We start from the raw sequence: 22,087 nt of genomic DNA, 5'->3' as shown, positions 1-22,087 counted from the left end.
CGTTTGCCGGGCCTACAAAACCGTAGGCCGGGTAGGCATCGCGCCACCCGGCAAAAATACTTTAGATCTTACATGCGCCGCTTTCGCAGCCGTCGTCCTGAATTGACGGGGCCAGGTCATCCTGGGCGTCTTCCGCGCCATCACGGGTGTTGTGATAGTACAGCGTTTTCACGCCGAATTTATAGGCGTTGAGCAGATCTTTCAGCAACTGCTGCATCGGCACTTTTCCGGACGGGAAACGCGTCGGGTCATAGTTGGTGTTGGCGGAAATCGACTGATCGATAAACTTCTGCATGATGCCGACCAGCTGCAGATAGCCGTCGTTATTCGGCATTTCCCACAGCAGTTCGTAGGCGTTCTGCAGATTTTCGTAATCCGGAACGACCTGGCGCAAAATCCCATCTTTCGACGCTTTGATGCTCACGTGGCCGCGCGGCGGTTCGATGCCGTTGGTGGCGTTGGAGATCTGCGAAGAGGTCTCAGACGGCATCAGCGCGGAGAGCGTAGAGTTACGCAGGCCGTGGGTTTTAATGGATTCGCGCAGCTGCTCCCAGTCGAAATGCAGAGATTCGCTCACGATCGCATCCAGGTCTTTCTTATAAGTATCGATCGGCAGAATACCCTGCGCGTAGGTGGTTTCATTGAACCACGGGCAGGCGCCTTGTTCGATAGCCAGTTCGTTGGAGGCCTTCAGCAGATAGTACTGAATAGCTTCGAACGTTTTGTGTGTCAGATTGTTGGCGCTGCCGTCGGAGTAGCGCTTGCCATGTTTCGCCAGATAGTAAGCGAAGTTGATAACGCCGATACCCAGCGTACGACGACCCATCGCGCCACGTTTAGCCGCCGGGATTGGGTAATCCTGATAATCCAGCAACGCATCCAGCGCGCGCACCGCCAGTACCGCCAGATCCTCCAGCTCATCGAGGCTATCGATGGCGCCAAGGTTGAATGCCGACAGCGTGCACAGCGCGATTTCGCCATTTTCGTCGTTCACATCGTCCAGCGGTTTGGTCGGCAGGGCGATTTCCAGGCACAGGTTAGACTGGCGCACCGGCGCGACAACCGGGTCGAACGGGCTGTGGGTGTTGCAGTGGTCAACGTTCTGGATATAGATACGGCCGGTAGAGGCGCGTTCCTGCATCATCAGCGAGAACAGCTCAACGGCTTTAATACGCTGTTTGCGGATACTGTCGTCTTTTTCGTATTTAGTGTACAGGCGTTCGAACTCGTCCTGATCGGCGAAGAACGCATCGTACAGGCCAGGAACGTCGGACGGGCTGAACAGGGTGATGTCCTCGCCCTTCAGCAGGCGGGTGTACATCAGCTTGTTGATCTGCACGCCGTAGTCCATGTGGCGAACGCGGTTGGCGTCGGTGCCGCGGTTGTTTTTCAACACCAGCAGGCTTTCGACTTCCAGATGCCACATCGGATAGAAGAGGGTGGCCGCGCCGCCGCGAACGCCGCCCTGCGAACAGGATTTCACTGCGGTCTGGAAGTGCTTATAGAACGGGATGCAGCCGGTGTGGAAGGCTTCGCCGCCGCGGATCGGGCTACCCAGCGCACGAATGCGGCCGGCGTTGATACCGATACCGGCGCGCTGGGAAACATATTTCACAATCGCGCTGGAGGTGGCGTTGATCGAATCCAGGCTATCGCCGCACTCGATCAGTACGCAGGAGCTGAACTGACGGGTTGGGGTACGCACGCCGGACATGATCGGCGTCGGCAGCGAGATTTTAAAGGTGGACACCGCGTCATAGAAACGCTTGATATAGTCCAGACGGGTCTCACGAGGATAGTTAGAGAACAGGCAAGCCGCAACCAGAATATAGAGGAACTGGGCGCTTTCATAGATTTCGCCGCTGACGCGGTTCTGCACCAGGTATTTACCTTCCAGCTGCTTAACGGCCGCGTAGGAGAAGTTCATATCGCGCCAGTGGTCGATAAAACCGTCCATCTGCTGGAACTCTTCTTCCGTGTAGTCTTCCAGCAGATGATGATCGTATTTACCTTTTTCGACCATGTTCACCACATGGGTGTACAGCGCCGGCGGTTCAAACTGGCCAAACGCTTTCTTGCGCAGGTGGAAAATCGCCAGTCGCGCGGCCAGGTACTGGTAGTCCGGCGCATCGCGGGAGATCAGGTCCGCTGCGGCCTTAATAATGGTCTCGTGGATGTCGGCGGTTTTAATGCCGTCATAGAACTGAATATGCGAACGCAGCTCTACCTGGGAAATCGAAACGTTATTCAGTCCTTCTGCCGCCCAATCTAGTACGCGATGGATTTTGTCGAGATTGATACGCTCGGTGCTACCGTCGCGCTTTGTCACCAGCAGACTCTGATTCATGTGGTTTTTACCTGTCCGTGAGAAAAAATATCCCCCCATTTATCCACAGCCAGTCGTTGTGACTAACTCTGTGGATAAATACTATATGTAGGGGGTTGTCGATAAAAAGAACGCTATATGGTGAGTTATTTTAGTAAGGATTCTTTTGAGTACAAGGGTTGATTTTGACGTTAATTTGAGGTTGCGCAGGCGTAATAATCGCTAAGTCCACGCCGTATAAGGCCTGGAGAAGAAGTCAATAAAACAGAAAAAAAAATCAAAATTTGATCGAGTGCTGATTTCTTCGTCGGAAGGGAAAATTGCGCAGCTTGATGCCGCGCAATCATCATCATAAAAACGTATGACGTTATGCTTTTTTCGCCGTTGTATGCAACATATAGTTAACATCAACGCCCGGCGCCAGCTTGAAGGTATTGGTGAGCGGATTGTAATGCAGGCCGGTAATGTGCTGCTCTTTCAGAGGAGTCTGATCGATCCAGCCGATGAGCTCCGCCGGCTTGATAAATTTCTTAACGTCATGCGTACCTTTTGGCACCATTTTCATCACGTATTCCGCGCCGACCACGGCCATCAGCCACGCTTTGCCGTTGCGGTTAATGGTCGAGAAGAAGACCTGGCCGCCGGGCTTCACTAGCCGCGCGCAGGCGTGCACTACCGACTGTGGGTCAGGGACGTGCTCGAGCATCTCCATACAGGTGACGACGTCGTACTGCTGGGTGTGCTTCGCCGCATGCTCTTCGACGGTCTCTTGTACGTACTCTACCTGAACGCCGCTCTCCAGCGCGTGCAGTTTTGCGACCTGCAGCGGCTCGAAGCCCATATCCAGACCAGTGACCGTCGCACCTTCGCGCGCCATGCTTTCGGCGAGGATGCCGCCGCCGCAGCCGACATCGAGCACTTTTTTGCCGAACAGGCCGCCGGAGCGTTCGGCAATATAGCCAAGGCGCAACGGGTTGATGCGATGCAGCGGTTTGAACTCGCCTTCTAGATCCCACCAGCGCGAGGCGACGGCTTCAAATTTGGCGATTTCATTGTGATCAACGTTGGGGGCCACCGACGGTTTTTCGGCATTCATGGGCGCTTTTACTCCTTTTCTGTTCTGACCTGCGAGTATATCAGCAGACTGCCACGAATAAACCGTATTGCTTTACCTCTATTACGACGGCTGTGTTATAATTTGCGACCTTTGAATCCGGGACACAGTAGAGGGATAGCGGTTAGATGAGCGACCTTGCGAGAGAAATTACACCGGTCAACATTGAGGAAGAGCTGAAAAGCTCGTATCTGGATTATGCGATGTCGGTCATTGTTGGCCGTGCGCTGCCGGATGTCCGAGATGGCCTGAAGCCGGTACACCGTCGCGTACTATACGCCATGAACGTATTGGGCAATGACTGGAACAAAGCCTATAAAAAATCAGCCCGTGTCGTTGGCGACGTAATCGGTAAATACCACCCGCATGGTGATACCGCCGTTTATGACACCATCGTACGTATGGCGCAGCCGTTCTCCTTGCGTTATATGCTGGTCGATGGCCAGGGTAACTTTGGTTCTGTCGATGGCGACTCCGCCGCAGCGATGCGTTATACGGAAATCCGTATGTCGAAGATCGCTCATGAGCTGATGGCCGATCTCGAAAAAGAGACGGTTGATTTCGTCGACAACTATGACGGCACGGAGAAAATCCCTGACGTCATGCCGACAAAAATCCCTAACCTGCTGGTGAACGGTTCTTCCGGTATCGCCGTAGGTATGGCGACCAACATTCCGCCGCATAACCTGACGGAAGTCATCAACGGCTGCCTGGCATACGTTGACAACGAAGACATCAGCATTGAAGGGCTGATGGAACACATTCCGGGCCCGGACTTCCCGACCGCCGCTATCATTAACGGCCGTCGCGGTATTGAAGAGGCCTATCGTACCGGTCGCGGTAAAGTTTACATTCGCGCGCGCGCGGAAGTCGAAGCTGACGCGAAAACCGGCCGTGAAACCATCATCGTGCACGAAATTCCGTATCAGGTGAACAAAGCGCGCCTGATTGAGAAAATCGCCGAGCTGGTGAAAGACAAACGCGTTGAAGGCATCAGCGCGCTGCGCGACGAGTCTGACAAAGACGGTATGCGTATCGTTATCGAAGTGAAACGCGACGCGGTGGGTGAAGTGGTTCTTAACAACCTCTACTCCCAGACCCAACTGCAGGTTTCCTTCGGTATCAACATGGTTGCGCTGCACCACGGTCAGCCGAAGATCATGAACCTGAAGGACATCATTGCGGCGTTTGTTCGTCACCGCCGCGAAGTTGTCACTCGTCGTACTATTTTCGAACTGCGCAAGGCGCGCGACCGTGCGCATATCCTTGAAGCGCTGGCGATTGCGCTGGCTAACATCGATCCGATCATTGAACTGATTCGCCGCGCGCCGACGCCGGCGGAAGCAAAAGCGGGTTTAATCGCGCGTTCATGGGATCTGGGCAATGTATCCGCGATGCTGGAGCGCGCCGGCGATAACGCCGCGCGTCCGGAATGGCTGGAGCCAGAGTTTGGCGTGCGTGACGGCCAGTACTATCTGACCGAACAGCAGGCTCAGGCGATTCTGGATCTGCGTCTGCAGAAACTGACCGGTCTGGAGCATGAAAAACTGCTCGACGAGTACAAAGAGCTGCTGGATCAGATCGCCGAGCTGCTGCACATCCTGGGCAGCGCCGATCGTCTGATGGAAGTTATTCGCGAAGAGCTGGAGCTGGTTAAAGAACAGTTTGGCGATGCGCGTCGTACCGAAATCACCGCCAACAGCGCTGATATCAATATCGAAGACCTGATTAACCAGGAAGATGTTGTCGTGACCCTGTCGCACCAGGGCTATGTGAAATATCAACCGTTAACCGACTACGAAGCGCAGCGTCGTGGCGGTAAAGGTAAATCGGCAGCGCGTATTAAAGAAGAAGACTTTATCGACCGTCTGCTGGTGGCCAACACCCATGACACGATCCTCTGCTTCTCCAGCCGTGGTCGTCTGTACTGGATGAAAGTGTATCAGTTGCCGGAAGCCAGCCGCGGCGCGCGTGGTCGACCAATCGTCAACCTGCTGCCGCTGGAAGCTGACGAGCGTATCACCGCTATCCTGCCGGTTCGCGAGTACGAAGAGGGCGTTAACGTCTTTATGGCGACCGCCAGCGGTACCGTGAAGAAAACGGCATTGACCGAGTTCAGCCGCCCGCGTTCTGCCGGTATCATCGCCGTCAATCTGAACGAAGGCGACGAACTGATCGGCGTCGATCTGACTTCTGGCCAGGACGAAGTGATGCTGTTCTCCGCCGCTGGTAAAGTGGTGCGCTTTAAAGAAGACGCCGTTCGCGCGATGGGCCGTACCGCAACCGGCGTACGCGGTATCAAGCTGGCGGGCGAAGATAGCGTCGTGTCGCTGATTATTCCTCGTGGCGAAGGGGCGATCCTGACCGTGACGCAAAACGGTTACGGCAAGCGTACCGCGGCCGAAGAGTATCCGACCAAGTCGCGTGCGACGCAGGGCGTTATCTCTATTAAGGTCACCGAACGTAACGGTTCCGTGGTCGGCGCCGTGCAGGTCGATGATTGCGACCAGATCATGATGATTACCGATGCGGGCACCCTGGTGCGTACTCGCGTTTCTGAAGTGAGCATCGTGGGTCGTAATACTCAGGGCGTGATTCTGATCCGTACCGCGGAAGATGAAAACGTTGTCGGCCTGCAGCGCGTGGCTGAGCCGGTTGACGACGAAGAACTGGATGCCATCGATGGCAGCGTAGCGGAAGGCGATGATGATATCGCGCCGGAAAACGACGCTGACGACGACATCGCCGAAGACGAAGAGTAATCGTCGCAGGTAAATGTTCTGAAAGGGCCGGGTGTTATCCCGGCCCTTTTTGCATTAACATTGCGGCAGAGCCCATTTACCGCTACTTTAACCCCATTCTGTTGAGCCCCTGACGACCGAGCATTGCCCCATTGAAATATCTTGCCTCGTTTCATACGACCTTAAAGGTTTCTCGTTATCTGTTCAGAGCGCTGGCGGTTCTGCTATGGATGCTGATTGCTTTTGTCTCCGTGTTTTATATCGTTAATGCGCTGCATGAACGGGAATCGGAAATTCGTCAGGAACTGAATCTTAACGCCGACCAGGCCCAGCGCTACATCCAGCGTACCGCGGATGTCATCAAAGAGCTGAAGTACGTCGCAGGCAACCGCGCGGCGACCGGGAGCGAGGGTAGCGCGCTACTTGCCAATAGTGGCAATATCACAATCCCTAATTTTGAACCGCTGTATCCGGATTCCGACTGCGGCGCAATGAGCGGCACCTGGCGCAACTCACTGCAATCGCTGGCGTGGTTCATGCGCTACTGGCGGGATAATTTCTCTGCCGCCTACGACCTGAACCGTATTTTTTTAATTGGCAGCGACAACCTCTGCATGGCTAACTTCGGCCTGCGCGATATGCCGCTGGAGCGCGATCAGGCGCTGAAGGTGCTGCATCAGCGTATCGAACAATATCGCGATGCGCCGCAAAACGAGCGCGGCAATAACCTGTTCTGGATTAGCCAGGGCGTGCGTCCAGGCGTCGGTTATTTCTATGCTCTGACGCCAATCTACATGGCTAACCGTCTGCAGGCGATGCTCGGCGTTGAGCAGACTATCCGCATGGAGAGCTTCTTTACGCCAGGTAGCCTGCCGATGAGCGTGACGATCCTCGATGATAACGGTCAGCAGCTCATTTCCCTTGCCGGGCCGGATAACAGCATTAAACCGGAAACCCGCTGGATGCAGGAGCGGATGTGGTTTGGTTACAGCTCTGGTTTCCGCGAGCTGGTGCTGAAAAAGAGCCTGCTGCCATCATCGCTGAGCATTGTCTATTCTGTTTCCGTCGATCAGGTGCTGGAGCGTATCAGGATGCTGATCCTCAACGCTATCGTGCTGAATATCCTGACCGGCGCTATCCTGTTCGCGCTGGCGCGTATGTATGAACGGCGGATATTTATTCCGGCGGAAAACGACGCTCAGCGGCTGGAGGAACATGAGCAGTTCAACCGTAAGATCGTCGCCTCCGCGCCGGTCGGGATCTGCATTCTACGCACGCAGGACGGCACCAATATACTGAGTAACGAACTGGCGCATAACTATCTGAATATGCTGACTCACGAAGATCGCCAGCGGCTCACGCAGATTATTTGCGGCCAGCAGGTCAACTTCGTCGACGTGTTAACCAGCAACAACACCAACCTGCAGATTAGTTTTGTACACTCGCGATATCGTAATGAAAACGTCGCCATTTGCGTGCTGGTTGACGTTTCCGCCCGTGTGAAAATGGAAGAGTCGCTGCAGGAGATGGCCCAGGCGGCGGAGCAGGCCAGTCAGTCGAAATCGATGTTCCTTGCCACCGTCAGCCACGAGCTGCGTACGCCGCTGTACGGCATTATTGGCAACCTCGACCTGCTGCAGACCAAAGCGTTGCCGAAGGGAGTCGATCGGCTGGTGACGGCGATGAATAACTCCTCCAGCCTGCTTTTGAAGATTATCAGCGATATTCTCGACTTCTCGAAAATTGAGTCTGAGCAGCTCAAAATCGAGCCACGAGAGTTTTCGCCGCGCGAGGTCATGAATCATATTTCGGCGAACTATCTACCGCTGGTGGTGCGCAAGCAGCTTGGGCTGTACTGCTTCATTGAGCCGGATGTCCCGCAGACGATGATTGGCGACCCGATGCGCCTGCAGCAGGTCATTTCCAACCTGCTGAGTAACGCCATTAAATTTACCGATACCGGCTGTATCGTGCTGCATGTACGGCGCGCCGGCGACTATCTGCAAATTAGCGTACGTGATACCGGCGAAGGGATCCCGGCGAAAGAGGTTGTGCGCCTGTTCGACCCGTTCTTCCAGGTTGGTACCGGGGTGCAGCGTAATTTCCAGGGAACCGGCCTGGGACTGGCTATCTGTGAAAAACTCATCAGCATGATGGATGGCGACATTGACGTGGAAACTGAACCCGGCATGGGGAGCCGTTTCACCATTCGCATTCCGTTATACGGCATGCAGCAGATGCCGCCGCTGTTGGCCGAACAGCACAGCAACAGCACCTGTTGGCTGGCGATTCATAATACGTCACTGGCGCTGTTTATCGAATCGTTGCTGCAATATCATGGCCTGACGGTACGGCAATTTGCTGGCCAGACGCCAGCCGCTGACGATATTTTATTAACCGATGATGAACTCAGCGGGCGTTGGCCGGGAAGCGCTGCGGTGATCTTCTGCCGTCGGCATATCGGTATCCCCGTTGAGCGCGCGCCGGGAGAGTGGTTGCATAGCGTCACCACGCCGCATGAACTTCTGCCGTTGCTGGGACGCCTGCTGCATCTGGCGCTGGCGGTAGAAGAGAATGGTCCGGCGCTGTCGGCCCACGACGCGCCAACGGTCAGCAATGACGACATGATGATTCTGGTGGTCGACGATCATCCGATTAACCGCCGCCTGTTGGCCGATCAGCTTGGCTCACTGGGTTATCAATGCGTGACGGCTAATGATGGCGTCGATGCGCTTAACGTCCTGAGTAAACAACATATTGATATTGTTCTCAGCGACGTGAACATGCCAAACATGGATGGTTACCGTCTGACGCAGCGGATCCGTCAACTGGAGATGACGCTACCGGTTATTGGCGTCACGGCTAACGCGCTGGCGGAAGAAAAACAACGCTGTCTGGAGTCGGGAATGGATAGCTGTCTGTCAAAACCAGTAACGCTGGATATCCTCAAGCACACGCTGGCCACCTATGCCGCGCAGGTACGTAAAGCCAGAAAAACAAGCTGAGGCCGCACGGAATGGTGCTGAGAGCTCCCCGGCGCGCGATGCTCTCCGGGGCGGGAATAAAGTTTCAGAATGGCCCGGAAACGGCGGCTGGCCGCCATCCGGGAAAAGTGAATTACTCTTTATCCGTTGAGGTAAGAGAAACGGAAGAGAGGTAGTTCAGCAGTGCGATATCATTTTCGACACCCAGCTTCATCATGGCCGATTTCTTCTGGCTACTGATGGTTTTAATGCTGCGGTTCAGCTTTTTGGCGATCTCGGTGACCAGGAAGCCTTCAGCGAACAAACGCAGAACCTCACTCTCTTTCGGCGACAGGCGTTTGTCGCCATAACCGCCGGCGCTGATTTTTTCCAGCAGGCGGGAGACGCTTTCCGGAGTAAACTTTTTGCCTTTCTGCAGCGCGGCCAGCGCTTTCGGCAGATCGGTCGGCGCGCCCTGTTTCAGCACGATCCCCTCAATGTCGAGATCCAGTACTGCGCTCAGGATCGCCGGATTGTTGTTCATCGTCAGGACAATGATCGACAGCTCCGGAAAATGGCGTTTGATGTATTTGATCAGGGTGATCCCATCGCCATATTTGTCGCCAGGCATCGACAAGTCGGTAATCAGGACGTGCGCGTCAAGTTTAGGAAGATTGTTAATCAGAGCTGTGGAATCTTCAAATTCGCCAACAACATTCACCCACTCGATCTGCTCAAGTGATTTGCGAATGCCGAACAGTACGATCGGATGGTCATCGGCAATAATTACGTTCATATTGTTCATGTATTAGGCTACCTTGCTACAGCAAGCTCTTGACGTAACCGTCAATGTCGCTGATGTATTTTTCTATACCTTGAGTATCTCGTTCATGAATCAGATGCTCAAGCGCTTCACATAACTGCTTGCCGGGTATCAAATTAAGCATAGCAAACGCGCCTTTAAGGCGGTGAGCGGTCTGCGCCAGCGCAGCGAAATCGCTGGTGGTGAATTCAGTATACAATCTCTGAACATCATCCGGTACCGTGTCGGCAAACAGCGCGTAATAGCCGCTGGCATGGAGTTCCGCATTCCCCTCGTTTCCTGTTGAGGAGGGCTGAACCTCTTCTTGCGCCAGCTGCTGCTCAATCAGCTGCAGGATAGCTTCCTGCATGGCAGTGCTGATATTAAAATTGACGCTCAACTGACCTGGGCCAATTTTGCGTATCCCAACCTCATCATCGCTTAAAAGCAAGCCTGAAGCAGTAAGATTAGACGGATTATCCGTTAAAAAGAGATCATACTCTTGACTTGTGAGCCTTTCGTCCGGGGTGATGCAGCTTGCGCCCCAGCTCTCTAACTGACGCGTCACAATGCGGCGCACTTCATTGGCGGTGATGTCAATCATCACGACCACATCGTCCAGCAGATGTTCGCCGGAGTCGCTCTCTTCCTCACTCGCCGCCATTTTAAGGTGTAGCGAGTAGCGGGTGCCGAGCGACTCCCGCGCCTTAATATTAAGCTGTCCGCCAAGCTTGCGAGTTAACCGGTCGCACAGCCAGAAGGTGAGGGCGTTGGCTTTGCCGTACTGGTCGGCTTGCGTCTCATTAAGGAACGGGAAGTGCATATTATCGATTTCATTGCCGCTCACGCCATTGCCAGTATCGAGGATACGGAAGGTCAGACGATCGTCGGCAGATTCATCTTTGCTCACCTCAAGAGTAATTTTACCGATGGGGGTGGTGGTGATCGCGTATTGAATCAGAAGTAATAGCGTTCGGCGCAGCGCGTCGCAGTCGCCGTAGCGCTGCTCATTGGCCGGCAGCGCATTATTGATTAACAGCTGAAGTCCTTTGCGTTTCACCATCGGCAGGACTTCAGGAACCACTTCATCTATTAAGCCCTGAATGGAGAACAAACCGGGGGTGGTTTTCCAGGTATCGCTTTCCAGTAAGTTCGCCAACTGAATCTCATCGACAAGATGAACCAGTTCATCAGCGTGCTGCGCTAGTTTGCGGCTTTCATGAATCCCGACGGCCGCCGCCTCCTGCGCCAGCGCCTGCGCCGGTTCTTTCAGCGCGGCGCCAATATTCTGCATAAAGGCGATGCGCCCCTGCTGATTTTTCTCATACAGACGCTGGGCCTGTTTGAGTTTTTTGTTCACCATCACTTCTCTATCCTGGTCGCGAATAATCAGGATCTGCGTGCGAGGAGCCACCTGGCTGCGGTACTGGCGGATTTCATAAAGTTCATTATTGATCGTCGCCTGAATCACCCCTTGATGCTGATCGGCCATATTGGTGATGTTCTGCAGGTTGAGGTGCGGCAGCAGATGATCGGCAATCGGGTTACTAATAATGGTGCGATTGGCTTCCTGATCGTGCACCAACAGGCCCAACGGTAGCAAAGAGACGATCTCTTCATTAATTGCGCGCTGAGCGCGCAGCTCGCTGTTGGCCGCGGTGGGGGCCGTGCTTACGCTGCCGGGGGTACGGCGGCCGCTATAGTTGCGGAAAGTGGTAAAGCCAAACAGGGTTAACGCCAGCAGGCCAATGGTGAGCAGCAGCGGCAGTAAAATATTCTGTAAGGATTCCATTAGCAAAGTGCTGAACGGCACGACCCACACCAGCCGCATGCCGGTGGTATTGATGGCAGTGGTTATCTCAATACGCAGGCCATTAAAGCTGACGCTAACGTTATCAACGGCTTCTTTGTCTGCGCTGCTAGCGCCATTTTGCGCCGGATCTGGCTCGAGACGGAAGCTGTCCAGCGACATGCTCGGGGGGATGAGGTCGTTAATCGGTAAATCGAAGGCGACAACCGTTGCCAGGTGACCCGGCTGGTTAAAAGTGGTACGCAGCGTGAAGTAATGGCCATTTTGCCACGTCAGGTGACGCAGTGAAGAAAAGGTTTCCCGTTCGTCCAGCGTGTTTGCCTGCAGGAGCATTTCGGCGCGGCGGGATTCCACCACACTGCTAATCGTCGATTCTTTAAAACTCGAAGACAGATCTTTCAGCGGCAGGGTGGAGACCAGAATCAGGCTGTTATCCAACCCATTCAGGTAATACATCGACCAGGGAATGGTTTCCGCGCCCCATAAAATATCGAGGTAGTTGGAAATTTTCTGCGTCATCTCAAGCGTCGAGCTGTCATGAGAGCCGAAGATCAGCGCTTCGGTCTTACGTCGCGGCTTTTCCAGATAGTACACATCCTGCTTCAGCCGCGTCTCCTGCAGACCATCGCTTGAGGTACTTGAGCTGGTGGCGGCAATGTTGTCGTAAATCTGCCAGGTGGCATAACGCCAGGTATCAATGCGTTTGTGTAAAGCGTGGCTGATATCAACCACCTGGTAACTCCGGTCTTTTAGCCACGTATTAACCGAACTTTGGATCATCACGCCCATCGTCGCGAGCAAGACGATAACCATCAAGATGAAGAACCGGGTGATGCTACCGGGGATCAGGGAGAATTTTTTTTGGGTCATCGCGTGGCAGAGCTGCTCAGTAGTGTTTGTAAACAGGATGTTGCGCCATAGTGACGGGCAGCACAACGAATACTGGCAGGAAGTATAAAGGCTAACGCGGGAAATCCATACAACAGATTGACGCTGAGGGATCTTTTAATGCTGAGATTTCTCTCAAAACCATAGATGCGACAAATATGTACAGTTGAATTGATCTTGTACAATTAACCGACATTTCTTGCAGATAAATAGCACTAAAAAACAAGAAATTGGCCAAATAGGCTGACTTTCATTCGGAATTGATTGATTAATAGTCGTTATTTTTTTGCTGCGTTAGCACAGCATAATTCAAGATACGTAAAGAAGGGTAAAAAAAACCGGATGCGAGGCATCCGGTTGAAATAGGGGTAAACAGACATTCAGAACTGAATGACGGTAATAAATAAAGTTAATGATGATAGCGAGGATTATTTTAGTCTTCGGGGAGGATTTTGTTTTACCATTCAGTGCTATACATTTGAATGCTTATAATGCAATGATTTTTAATGAAAATATTATTTTTTTGATTTTTGGTGCTTATTTTTGCGACCTTTATTGCGCCTAAAAAGTTCCTTGGCATTTACAAATTGAAACATCTTGTGCGCATTTTGAAACACCTTAGAAGTTTTCGTATCATATTCTTGTTGGATTATTCTGCATTTTGCAGCACAATGAATACAGCCGACTGATTAGAAGGGTAATCAGTAAGCAGTGGCAATAATAAAAGGCATATAACAAACAGAGGGTTAATAACATGAAAGTTAAAGTACTGTCCCTCCTGGTACCAGCACTGCTGGTAGCGGGCGCAGCAAATGCGGCTGAAATTTATAACAAAGACGGCAACAAATTAGACCTGTACGGTAAAATCGACGGTCTGCACTACTTCTCTTCCGACGACAGCGTCGACGGCGACCAGACCTACATGCGTATCGGCGTGAAAGGCGAAACCCAGATCAACGACCAGCTGACCGGTTACGGCCAGTGGGAATACAACGTTCAGGCGAACAACACTGAAAGCTCCAGCGACCAGGCATGGACTCGTCTGGCCTTCGCGGGTCTGAAATTCGGCGACGCGGGTTCTTTCGACTACGGTCGTAACTACGGCGTTGTTTACGACGTAACTTCCTGGACCGACGTTCTGCCGGAATTCGGCGGCGACACCTACGGTTCCGACAACTTCCTGCAGTCCCGTGCTAACGGTGTTGCCACCTACCGTAACTCTGACTTCTTCGGTCTGGTTGACGGCCTGAACTTTGCTCTGCAGTACCAGGGTAAAAACGGCAGCGTGAGCGGCGAAGATCAGACCAACAACGGTCGTGACTTCCAGAAACAGAACGGCGAAGGCTTCGGCACCTCCGTAACTTATGATATCTGGGACGGCATCAGCGCTGGTTTCGCGTACTCCAGCTCTAAACGTACCGACGAGCAGAACAACTCTACCTTCGTGTCTAAGACCGATGGTGGTCGTTACGGTGTTCTGGGTGAAGGCGATCACGCTGAAACCTACACCGGTGGTCTGAAATACGACGCCAACAACATCTACCTGGCGACTCAGTACACCCAGACTTACAACGCAACCCGCACCGGTAACATCGGTTTTGCTAACAAAGCGCAGAACTTCGAAGTAGTTGCTCAGTACCAGTTCGACTTCGGTCTGCGTCCGTCCGTGGCTTACCTGCAGTCTAAAGGTAAAGACATGGGCCGTTACGGCGACCAGGACATCCTGAAATATGTTGACCTGGGTGCGACCTACTACTTCAACAAAAACATGTCCACCTACGTTGATTACAAAATCAACCTGCTGGACGACAACAAGTTCACTAAAGATGCAAGCATCTCTACTGACAACGTTGTGGCTCTGGGCCTGGTTTACCAGTTCTAAGCAAGCTGAAGTGTTGAAAAAGGCGCCTGCGGGCGCCTTTTTTTATGCCCGGTTTAACCTCGCTGGTATACTCTGGCTGCCTTTGTAACAGGAGCCCGTTTTCATGGATACCACCTTTTTCCGCGCCGCCTTTTTCGGCCTCTGCGTTCTGCTTACCGGCTGTGATTCCGCGACATCACCGGCCACGCCAAAATCCGCCGCCACCGTGCTCGATGGCAAAACGATGGGGACCTACTGGCGCGTTAGCGTTGTTGGGTTGGATCCGGCGAAAGCCGAAGATTTACGCCATAAAGTTCAGGCGCAGCTCGACGGCGATGATTGGCTGCTTTCGACCTGGAAAAACGACTCCGCGCTGATGCGCTTCAATCATGCCGCCACCACCGAACCGTGGCCGGTGAACGAGGCGATGGCGGATATCGTCACTCTGTCGCTGCGTATTGGCGCCAAAACCGCCGGAGCGATGGACATTACCGTCGGGCCGCTGGTCAATTTATGGGGTTTTGGCCCGGATAAGCAGCCGGTAAAAACGCCGACGGAGCAGCAAATCGCGGCGGCAAAAGCGCGTACCGGGCTGCAGCATCTGACGGTGATTAACCGCGCCGATAAACAATATCTACAAAAAGATATTGCGGATTTATTTGTCGATCTTTCCACCGTCGGCGAGGGCTATGCCGCCGATCATCTGGCGCGCCTGATGGAGCAGGAAGGGATCGCCCGCTATCTGGTGTCGGTTGGCGGCGCGCTGGTCAGCCGCGGCATGAACGGCGACGATAAACCGTGGCGGGTGGCGATTCAAAAACCGACCGACCGTGAAAACGCTGTGCAGGCGATAGTCGATATCAACGGCCACGGCATCAGTACCTCCGGCAGCTATCGCAACTACTACGAGCTGGACGGCAAACGTATTTCTCACGTTATCGATCCGCAAACCGGCCACCCCATCAACCATAAGCTGGTATCGGTGACGGTGATTGCGCCGACGGCGCTGGAAGCCGACGGCTGGGATACCGGGCTGATGGTATTAGGGCCGGAAAAAGCGCAACAGGTGGCACACGAGCAGGGGCTGGCGGTCTATATGATCGTCAAAGAGGACGATGGCTTTAAGACCTGGATGTCGCCGCAGTTCCGCACCTTCCTGGTCGGCGAGCAGAATTAAAAAGCAAGAAGCGCAGTTTTTTAGATCGTAGCAAGGCGCAAAGTAAGGATACACTTACAGCAGGAGCCCGCTATGAAACCGATGATTGCCGATATGACTAACGATGACCGCCGCTGGCAGGCGGTCTGCGAACGCGACGCCAGCGCCGACGGGCAGTTTGTTTTCGCCGTGTTGACCACCGGCGTCTGCTGCCGTCCCTCGTGCCGTTCACGGCGTGCGCTTCGGGAGAATGTCCGCTTTTATGCTGATGTCGAAGCCGCAAAGGCCGCCGGATATCGCCCCTGTAAACGGTGTCGGCCGGATAATCTCGACCCGGACCAACAGCGGGTCGAGAAGGTGGCCGCCGCCTGTCGTCTGCTGGAGCAAGAGGCGCCAATCACCCTTGAGGCGCTGGCGCAGCAGCTGGCGGTCAGCCCGTTTCATTTCCATCGCATTTTTAAATCCGTCACCGGGCTTACGCCCAAGGCCTGGCAGCAAGCGTGGCGCGCGCGGCGCCTACGCGAAGCATTAAGCCATGGCCAGAACGTCACCAGCGCGGCATTAGCCGCCGGCTTCCCTGATTCCGCCAGCTATTATCGCCAGGCAAACGAGACGCTGGGCATGACCGCCCGCCAGTTTAAACGCGGCGGCGAAGATATATTGATTAGCTGGGTTTGCTGCAATAGCGCCTCAGGACGGTGCCTGGTGGCGTTCAGCGAACGTGGCGTATGCGCCGTATTATTGGGCGATGACGATAAGGCGTTATATGCGCAGCTGGCGAGCTTGTTTCCCGGCGCCCAATTGCAGCCGGGTGATGATACGTTTACCGAACGCGTGGCGCAGGTGGTTGCCCATCTGGATAATCCGCAGCAGGCGGTGAATTTGCCGCTGGATATTCGTGGTACCGCTTTCCAGCAACGGGTCTGGCAAGCCTTGCGCCAGATCCCGGCAGGCGAAACCCGCAGCTATCGCGAGGTAGCGCATAGCATCGGTCAACCGCGCGCGGTCAGAGCGGTAGCCGGGGCCTGCGCTGCCAATAAACTGGCGATAGTCATTCCTTGCCATCGGGTAGTGCGTGAGGGCGGGGCGCTTTCCGGCTATCGTTGGGGAAGCGAACGTAAAGCGCTGCTGCTGGCGCGCGAAGCAAAAATGCGGGAGAAATAATGCTCGATCTGTTTGCCGATACGCCGCCCTGGCAGGAGCCGCTGGCCCCCGGGGCGATGATATTACGCCGCTTCGCCGTGCAGCGCGCGCCGGCGCTGCTGCAGGCCATCGCCGCGGTAGCCAGCGCTTCTCCGTTCCGCCAGATGGTGACCCCTGGCGGTTATACCATGTCGGTGGCCATGACCAACTGTGGCCAACTCGGCTGGACAACCGATATGCACGGCTATCTCTATGCGCCGGGCGATCCGTTGACCGGCGAACATTGGCCGCCGATGCCATTGATTTTTCAGCAACTGGCGGCGGAGGCGGCGCAGGAGGCGGGTTATGCGCATTTCTCCCCGGACGCCTGTTTGATTAACCGCTACCAGCCGGGCGCGAAGCTGTCGCTGCATCAAGATAAAGACGAGCGGGATTTGCGCGCGCCTATCGTTTCGGTGTCGCTGGGACTGCCGGCAGTGTTTCAGTTTGGCGGGCTGAAACGTAACGATCCGCTGCGTCGGCTGCTGCTGGAGCATGGCGATGTGGTGGTGTGGGGCGGCGAATCACGGCTCTTCTATCACGGCATTCAGCCGCTTAAACCGGGGGAGCATCCGCTGACCGGCGCCTGTCGCTACAACCTCACTTTTCGCCTCGCGGGTCACCGGCAAAAACAAAAATAAGAATTATTCTTGCTGTCGTCGGCAAGCCGTTTAAACTGCTGGCTGTTTGCTTGTCCGGATCGTAGCTTATGGAATTACTTGTTCTTGTTTGGCGCCAGTACCGCTGGCCGTTCATTGCCGTCATGGCGCTCAGTTTGCTCAGCGCGGCGCTGGGTATCGGGCTTATCGCCTTTATTAACCTGCGCCTGATTTCCCTTGTGGATACCTCGCTCACCGTGCTGCCGGAGTTTCTCGGCCTGCTGCTGCTGTTGATGGCGGTCACGCTCGGCTCGCAGTTGGCGTTAACCACCCTTGGTCACCACTTTGTCTATCGCCTGCGCGGCGAATTTATTAAACGCATTCTCGACACCCAAATCGAAAAGATCGAAAAAATCGGCAGCGCTTCGCTGCTGGCGGGCTTAACTAGCGACGTGCGTAACATTACCATCGCCTTTGTGCGCCTGCCGGAACTGGTGCAGGGGATTATCCTGACCTTCGGGTCCGCCGCCTACCTGGCTTTTCTGTCAGGTAAAATGATGCTGGTGACCGCGGTCTGGATGGCGGTCACCATCTGGGGCGGCTTTGTGCTGGTGGCGCGCGTCTATAAGCATATGGCGACGCTGCGTGAGACCGAAGATAAGCTGTATCATGATTATCAGACGGTGCTGGAAGGGCGCAAAGAGCTGACGCTCAACCGCGAACGCGCCGAATATGTTTTTAATCAGCTGTATCTGCCGGATGCCCGCGACTATCGGCACCACATCATTCGCGCCGATACGTTCCACCTGAGTGCGGTGAACTGGTCGAATATCATGATGCTTGGCGCCATCGGTCTGGTGTTCTGGATGGCGAATGGCCTCGGGTGGGCCAATACCGCGGTGGCGGCGACCTATTCTCTGACGCTGTTATTCCTGCGCACGCCGCTGCTGTCTGCGGTGGGGGCGTTGCCGACCTTGCTCAGCGCTCAGGTGGCATTCAATAAACTGCATCAGTTCGCGCTGGCGCCTTATCGCGCAGGTTTCCCCGAGCCGCAGGCGCATCCGCACTGGCAGACCCTGGAGCTGCGCGACGTGTCGTTCCACTACCCGGATAACAGTTTTGCCGTCGGGCCGATTAATCTGACACTCAAACGCGGCGAATTGGTGTTTCTGATTGGCGGCAATGGCAGCGGCAAGTCGACGCTGGCGATGCTGCTGACCGGGCTGTATCAACCGATCTCCGGGCAGATCCTGCTCGATGGTCAGCCGCTGGCGGCGGAAAAACCAGAAGATTACCGCAAGCTGTTCTCGGCGGTATTTACCGATGTCTGGCTATTTGATCGTCTGTTAGGGCCAAAAGGCGAACACGCCGATCCGGCGCTGGTCGCGAAGTGGCTGGCGTATCTGAAGATGGACCACAAGTTGCAGCTGGAAGAGGGAAAAATTCTCGATCTGAAGCTGTCTAAAGGACAGAAAAAGCGCGTGGCGCTGCTGCTGGCGCTGGCCGAAGAGCGCGATATCATTTTGCTCGATGAGTGGGCTGCGGATCAGGATCCGCATTTCCGCCGCGAGTTTTATCAGGTGTTATTACCGCTGATGCAGCAAATGGGGAAAACCGTGTTTGCTATCAGCCACGATGATCACTATTTCCAGCATGCCGATCGCCTGCTGGAGATGCGCAGCGGCAAGCTTAGCGAGCTCACCGGCGTTGAGCGCGAACTGGCGACCCGCGACGCGGTCGCGCGTACCGCCTGACGGTTTTGCTGGTTACCCGATCGGTCGTGCTCGCCCGTTCGGGACATATTGCTGGTTTTTACAGCAGATAAATTGCTGGCGGTTATTATTTCCCCCTCCTCGCGCTATGCTTATGGCTGCGGCCATGCAGGTCGACTTCTATTCTCACAAGGATTGCCTGAGCGATGTCCGTTTTGCATAAAAAAAGCGCCCGATTACGCGATGAAGAACGCGCCCGCCTGATTTGGCTATTGAGCACTGATAAAGCCGTCACCTCCGCGCTGCTGGGGAAACTCACCCTCGCGGAGCGCTATGATGAAGGGACGCTGGCCGATGACCTGGCGGAAGTGGAAGTGCTGGTGTCGCATTTGCCGCCGCCGGATCTCGCCGATACCCTGGAAGCGCTGCCCTATGACGCGCGTACCGCGCTGTGGGGGCTGGTTGCCGATGACAAGCGCGGCGAAGTGCTGCTGGAGGCATCAGAGAGCGTATGGGGCGATCTCATCGACAAGATGAGCGATCACGACCTGATATTTGCCCTGCAATCGCTGGATATTGATGAACAGGTTTACCTGTTGCAGCACCTGCCGCGCGACTTAACCGGCCGCCTGCTGGCGACGCTGCCGCCGGATAAACGTGCGCGCATTCGTCAGATGATGCGCTACGCCGATAACACCGTCGGCGCGATCATGGAATTTGAAGTGATTACCGTACGCCCGGAAGCCACTCTGGCGGCGGTACAGCGCTATCTGCGCCGTCTGGGCAAAATGCCGGAAAACACCGATAAACTGTTCGTCACCACCCGTAATAAACTGCTGCTTGGTGAGCTGGAGCTGCAGACTATTCTGCTCAATGATGCGCAAAAGCGCGTTGGCGAAGTGATGGAAGGCGATCCGGTGACTTTCCAGCCGCAGGAAGAGGCGGAAAAAGTGGCGCGTACCTTCGAACGCGACGACTTACTGAGTGCTGCGGTGATTGATGCCGACGGCAAGCTGATGGGGCGTTTGACCATCGATGAGATCGTCGATGTGGTGTACGAAGAGACCGATAACGACCTGCGCCGGATGGGCGGTCTGAGCGAAGATGATGATGTTTTTGCGCCGGTGAGCAAAGCGGTGAAAACCCGCTGGGCGTGGCTGGCGGTGAACCTCTGTACGGCGTTTATCGCTTCACGGGTGATCGACGGCTTTGAACATACGATTTCGCAGCTGGTGGCCCTGGCCTCGCTGATGCCGATCGTCGCCGGGATTGGTGGGAATACCGGCAATCAGACGATCACCATGATCGTCCGCGCGATGGCGCTGCAGCAGATCCAGCCGGGAAGTTTTACCTTCCTCATCCTGCGCGAGATGGGCGTCGCGCTGATTAATGGCCTGGTATGGGGCGGGATAATGGGCGCTATCACCTGGTGGCTGTACGATGACCCGCAGCTTGGCGGGGTGATGACGTTGGCGATGATGCTCAACCTGCTGATGGCGGCGATGATGGGGGTTATCATCCCGATGGTGATGGTCAAGCTGGGGCGCGATCCGGCGGTCGGCTCCAGCGTGATGATCACCGCGATTACCGATACCGGCGGCTTCTTTATTTTCCTTGGTCTGGCGACGCTGTTTCTGATGTAAGCTGCGCTTTTACGCGCAGGCGGCGAGGGATGAGCGCCATTGCGATAAGCCCCGCCAGTACGCCGATCGCCAGATTACTGGTAGTGACCGTCACGACGACGGTCGCTGCCATGACTACCGTTTCCGGCCACGGATTGCGCGCCAGCGCGGTTGGGCGAATACTCTGCCAACTGAAGGTTTTCACCGCCACGATCACCATGACCCCGGCCAGCACCGCCATTGGAATTTTGGCCATTACCTGGCTTAGCACCGTCACCAGAAGCAGCAGTACCATACCGGCCACTATCGTCGATAGGCGGCTGCGCGCCTTGCCCATTTCTACGTTAACGATAGTCTGGCCGATCATCGCGCATCCGGCGATGCCGCCATAGCAGCCCGCGAGGATATTGGCGATCCCCAGTCCTGCGCTCTCACGCGACTTATTTGACGGCGTATGGGTGAGATCGTCCACCAGCTTTGCCGTCAGCAGCGATTCCATCAGGCCGACAAAGGCGATACTCAGGGCGCAGGGCCAGATAATTTTTAAGGTGCTTAAATCCAGCTGTACCGCCAGCGCGTTGAAGCCCGGTAGACCGCCGCTCATAGCGCCTTCATCACCCACGGTCGGCAGGAGCTGCCCGCTGGTGACGGTATAAGCAGTAAGGAGGATGATAGCAATAAGCGGCGCCGGCACGGCTTTGATAAAACGCGGCGCCCACAGCACGATGAGCAGCGTCAGAACGAACAGGCCGACGATGAGCGGCTGCCTGCTCCAGAAATGGGGAACCTGGGCGAAAAAAATAAGAATGCCTAGCGCATTAACAAACCCGGTCATCACCGGTGGCGGGATAAAGCGCATTAACCGCGCCATACCGCATATCCCAAACAAAATTTGAATAATACCAGCCAAAATGACAGCAGGCAGAATATACCCTACGCCATGCTGATGTACCATCGGGCCGATCACCAGGGCGACAGAACCTGCCGCCGCCGTCACCATCGCCGGGCGCCCGCCAAGAACCGACATCGCCAGACAGAGCACCACCGAAGCAATCAGGCTGACCTGCGGGTCAACGCCGGCAATGACCGAAAATGAAATGACTTCAGGAATTAACGCCAGGGCAGTCAGCACGCCAGCAAGGGTCTCGCGTGTTATCAACGCCGGAGAGAGAGAGCGGGAAGTTGAGGGCATAAAAGTTCGCGGATGATAAAAAATTTGAATTGAGGCATGCCGCCGTTGGCGTGCGCTCCATCACAGAACGGGAGATGATAGCGCGGAAATGACCATCATACCAGTACAAAAAGTGATTT

General features: G+C 55.0%; 13 protein-coding genes. 8 read left to right on the top strand and 5 right to left on the bottom strand.

Features of this window, described 5'->3' with window-relative positions:
- Window positions 1-61: 61 nt before the first annotated feature.
- Both nrdA and ubiG read right to left on the bottom strand, forming a co-directional pair.
- The gene (gene nrdA / locus AC2CGP_RS06435; protein WP_015365619.1) at window positions 62-2,347 is read right to left on the bottom strand and encodes a class 1a ribonucleoside-diphosphate reductase subunit alpha; all 2,286 of its coding nucleotides are present in this window, start codon (window positions 2,345-2,347) and stop codon (window positions 62-64) included.
- A 346-nt stretch (window positions 2,348-2,693) separates the two neighbouring features.
- The gene (gene ubiG / locus AC2CGP_RS06430) at window positions 2,694-3,422 is read right to left on the bottom strand and encodes a bifunctional 2-polyprenyl-6-hydroxyphenol methylase/3-demethylubiquinol 3-O-methyltransferase UbiG (RefSeq protein ID WP_015365620.1); all 729 of its coding nucleotides are present in this window, start codon (window positions 3,420-3,422) and stop codon (window positions 2,694-2,696) included.
- Between the two features lie 146 nt (window positions 3,423-3,568).
- Here ubiG and gyrA point away from each other — a divergent pair, with 146 nt between their 5' ends.
- Window positions 3,569-6,202 (top strand): DNA topoisomerase (ATP-hydrolyzing) subunit A, encoded by a 2,634-nt coding sequence (gyrA, locus tag AC2CGP_RS06425; RefSeq protein ID WP_032710364.1) that lies wholly within the window; start codon window positions 3,569-3,571, stop codon window positions 6,200-6,202.
- A 131-nt stretch (window positions 6,203-6,333) separates the two neighbouring features.
- Window positions 6,334-9,186 carry a two-component system sensor histidine kinase RcsC gene (gene rcsC / locus AC2CGP_RS06420; protein WP_047038213.1) on the top strand — a complete coding sequence of 951 codons (2,853 nt, stop codon included), beginning with the start codon at window positions 6,334-6,336 and terminating at the stop codon, window positions 9,184-9,186.
- Window positions 9,187-9,298: 112 nt separating this feature from the next.
- On the opposite strand, the gene rcsB is transcribed toward rcsC, so the two are convergent.
- Complete coding sequence (rcsB, locus tag AC2CGP_RS06415) at window positions 9,299-9,949, bottom strand: response regulator transcription factor RcsB (RefSeq protein ID WP_015365624.1); 651 nt, start codon at window positions 9,947-9,949, stop codon at window positions 9,299-9,301.
- A gap of 16 nt (window positions 9,950-9,965) precedes the next feature.
- Window positions 9,966-12,626 carry a phosphotransferase RcsD gene (rcsD, locus tag AC2CGP_RS06410; RefSeq protein WP_032706094.1) on the bottom strand — a complete coding sequence of 887 codons (2,661 nt, stop codon included), beginning with the start codon at window positions 12,624-12,626 and terminating at the stop codon, window positions 9,966-9,968.
- A gap of 772 nt (window positions 12,627-13,398) precedes the next feature.
- Between rcsD and AC2CGP_RS06405 the strand changes: the two genes are divergently transcribed.
- The 6 genes from AC2CGP_RS06405 (at window position 13,399) to mgtE (ending at window position 20,797) form a co-directional block, all read left to right on the top strand.
- Complete coding sequence (locus AC2CGP_RS06405) at window positions 13,399-14,526, top strand: porin OmpC (protein WP_015706141.1); 1,128 nt, start codon at window positions 13,399-13,401, stop codon at window positions 14,524-14,526.
- 103 nt (window positions 14,527-14,629) lie between these two features.
- Entirely contained in the window at window positions 14,630-15,682 is a 1,053-nt protein-coding gene (apbE, locus tag AC2CGP_RS06400; RefSeq protein ID WP_059305333.1) for an FAD:protein FMN transferase ApbE, read from the top strand.
- A gap of 72 nt (window positions 15,683-15,754) precedes the next feature.
- A complete protein-coding gene (gene ada / locus AC2CGP_RS06395) occupies window positions 15,755-16,825 on the top strand; it encodes a bifunctional DNA-binding transcriptional regulator/O6-methylguanine-DNA methyltransferase Ada (protein ID WP_059305332.1) in 1,071 nt (356 codons plus the stop codon).
- Complete coding sequence (gene alkB / locus AC2CGP_RS06390; protein ID WP_045359596.1) at window positions 16,825-17,484, top strand: DNA oxidative demethylase AlkB; 660 nt, start codon at window positions 16,825-16,827, stop codon at window positions 17,482-17,484. The genes ada and alkB overlap by 1 nt, the downstream gene beginning before the upstream one ends.
- A 68-nt stretch (window positions 17,485-17,552) precedes the next feature.
- Complete coding sequence (locus AC2CGP_RS06385; RefSeq protein ID WP_047038204.1) at window positions 17,553-19,196, top strand: multidrug ABC transporter permease/ATP-binding protein; 1,644 nt, start codon at window positions 17,553-17,555, stop codon at window positions 19,194-19,196.
- 164 nt (window positions 19,197-19,360) lie between these two features.
- On the top strand, window positions 19,361-20,797 hold the full coding sequence (gene mgtE, locus AC2CGP_RS06380; protein ID WP_064736807.1) for a magnesium transporter: 1,437 nt from the start codon (window positions 19,361-19,363) through the stop codon (window positions 20,795-20,797).
- On the opposite strand, the gene AC2CGP_RS06375 is transcribed toward mgtE, so the two are convergent.
- A complete protein-coding gene (locus AC2CGP_RS06375) occupies window positions 20,760-21,968 on the bottom strand; it encodes a SulP family inorganic anion transporter (protein WP_484502312.1) in 1,209 nt (402 codons plus the stop codon). The two genes, mgtE and AC2CGP_RS06375, sit on opposite strands and share 38 nt — an antisense overlap.
- Window positions 21,969-22,087 lie beyond the last annotated feature (119 nt).

The organism is Klebsiella sp. SYXHC3 (assembly GCF_057196925.1).
Note: the sequence above shows the minus strand (reverse complement) of the source record. Positions and strands in the feature narration are given on the sequence as shown.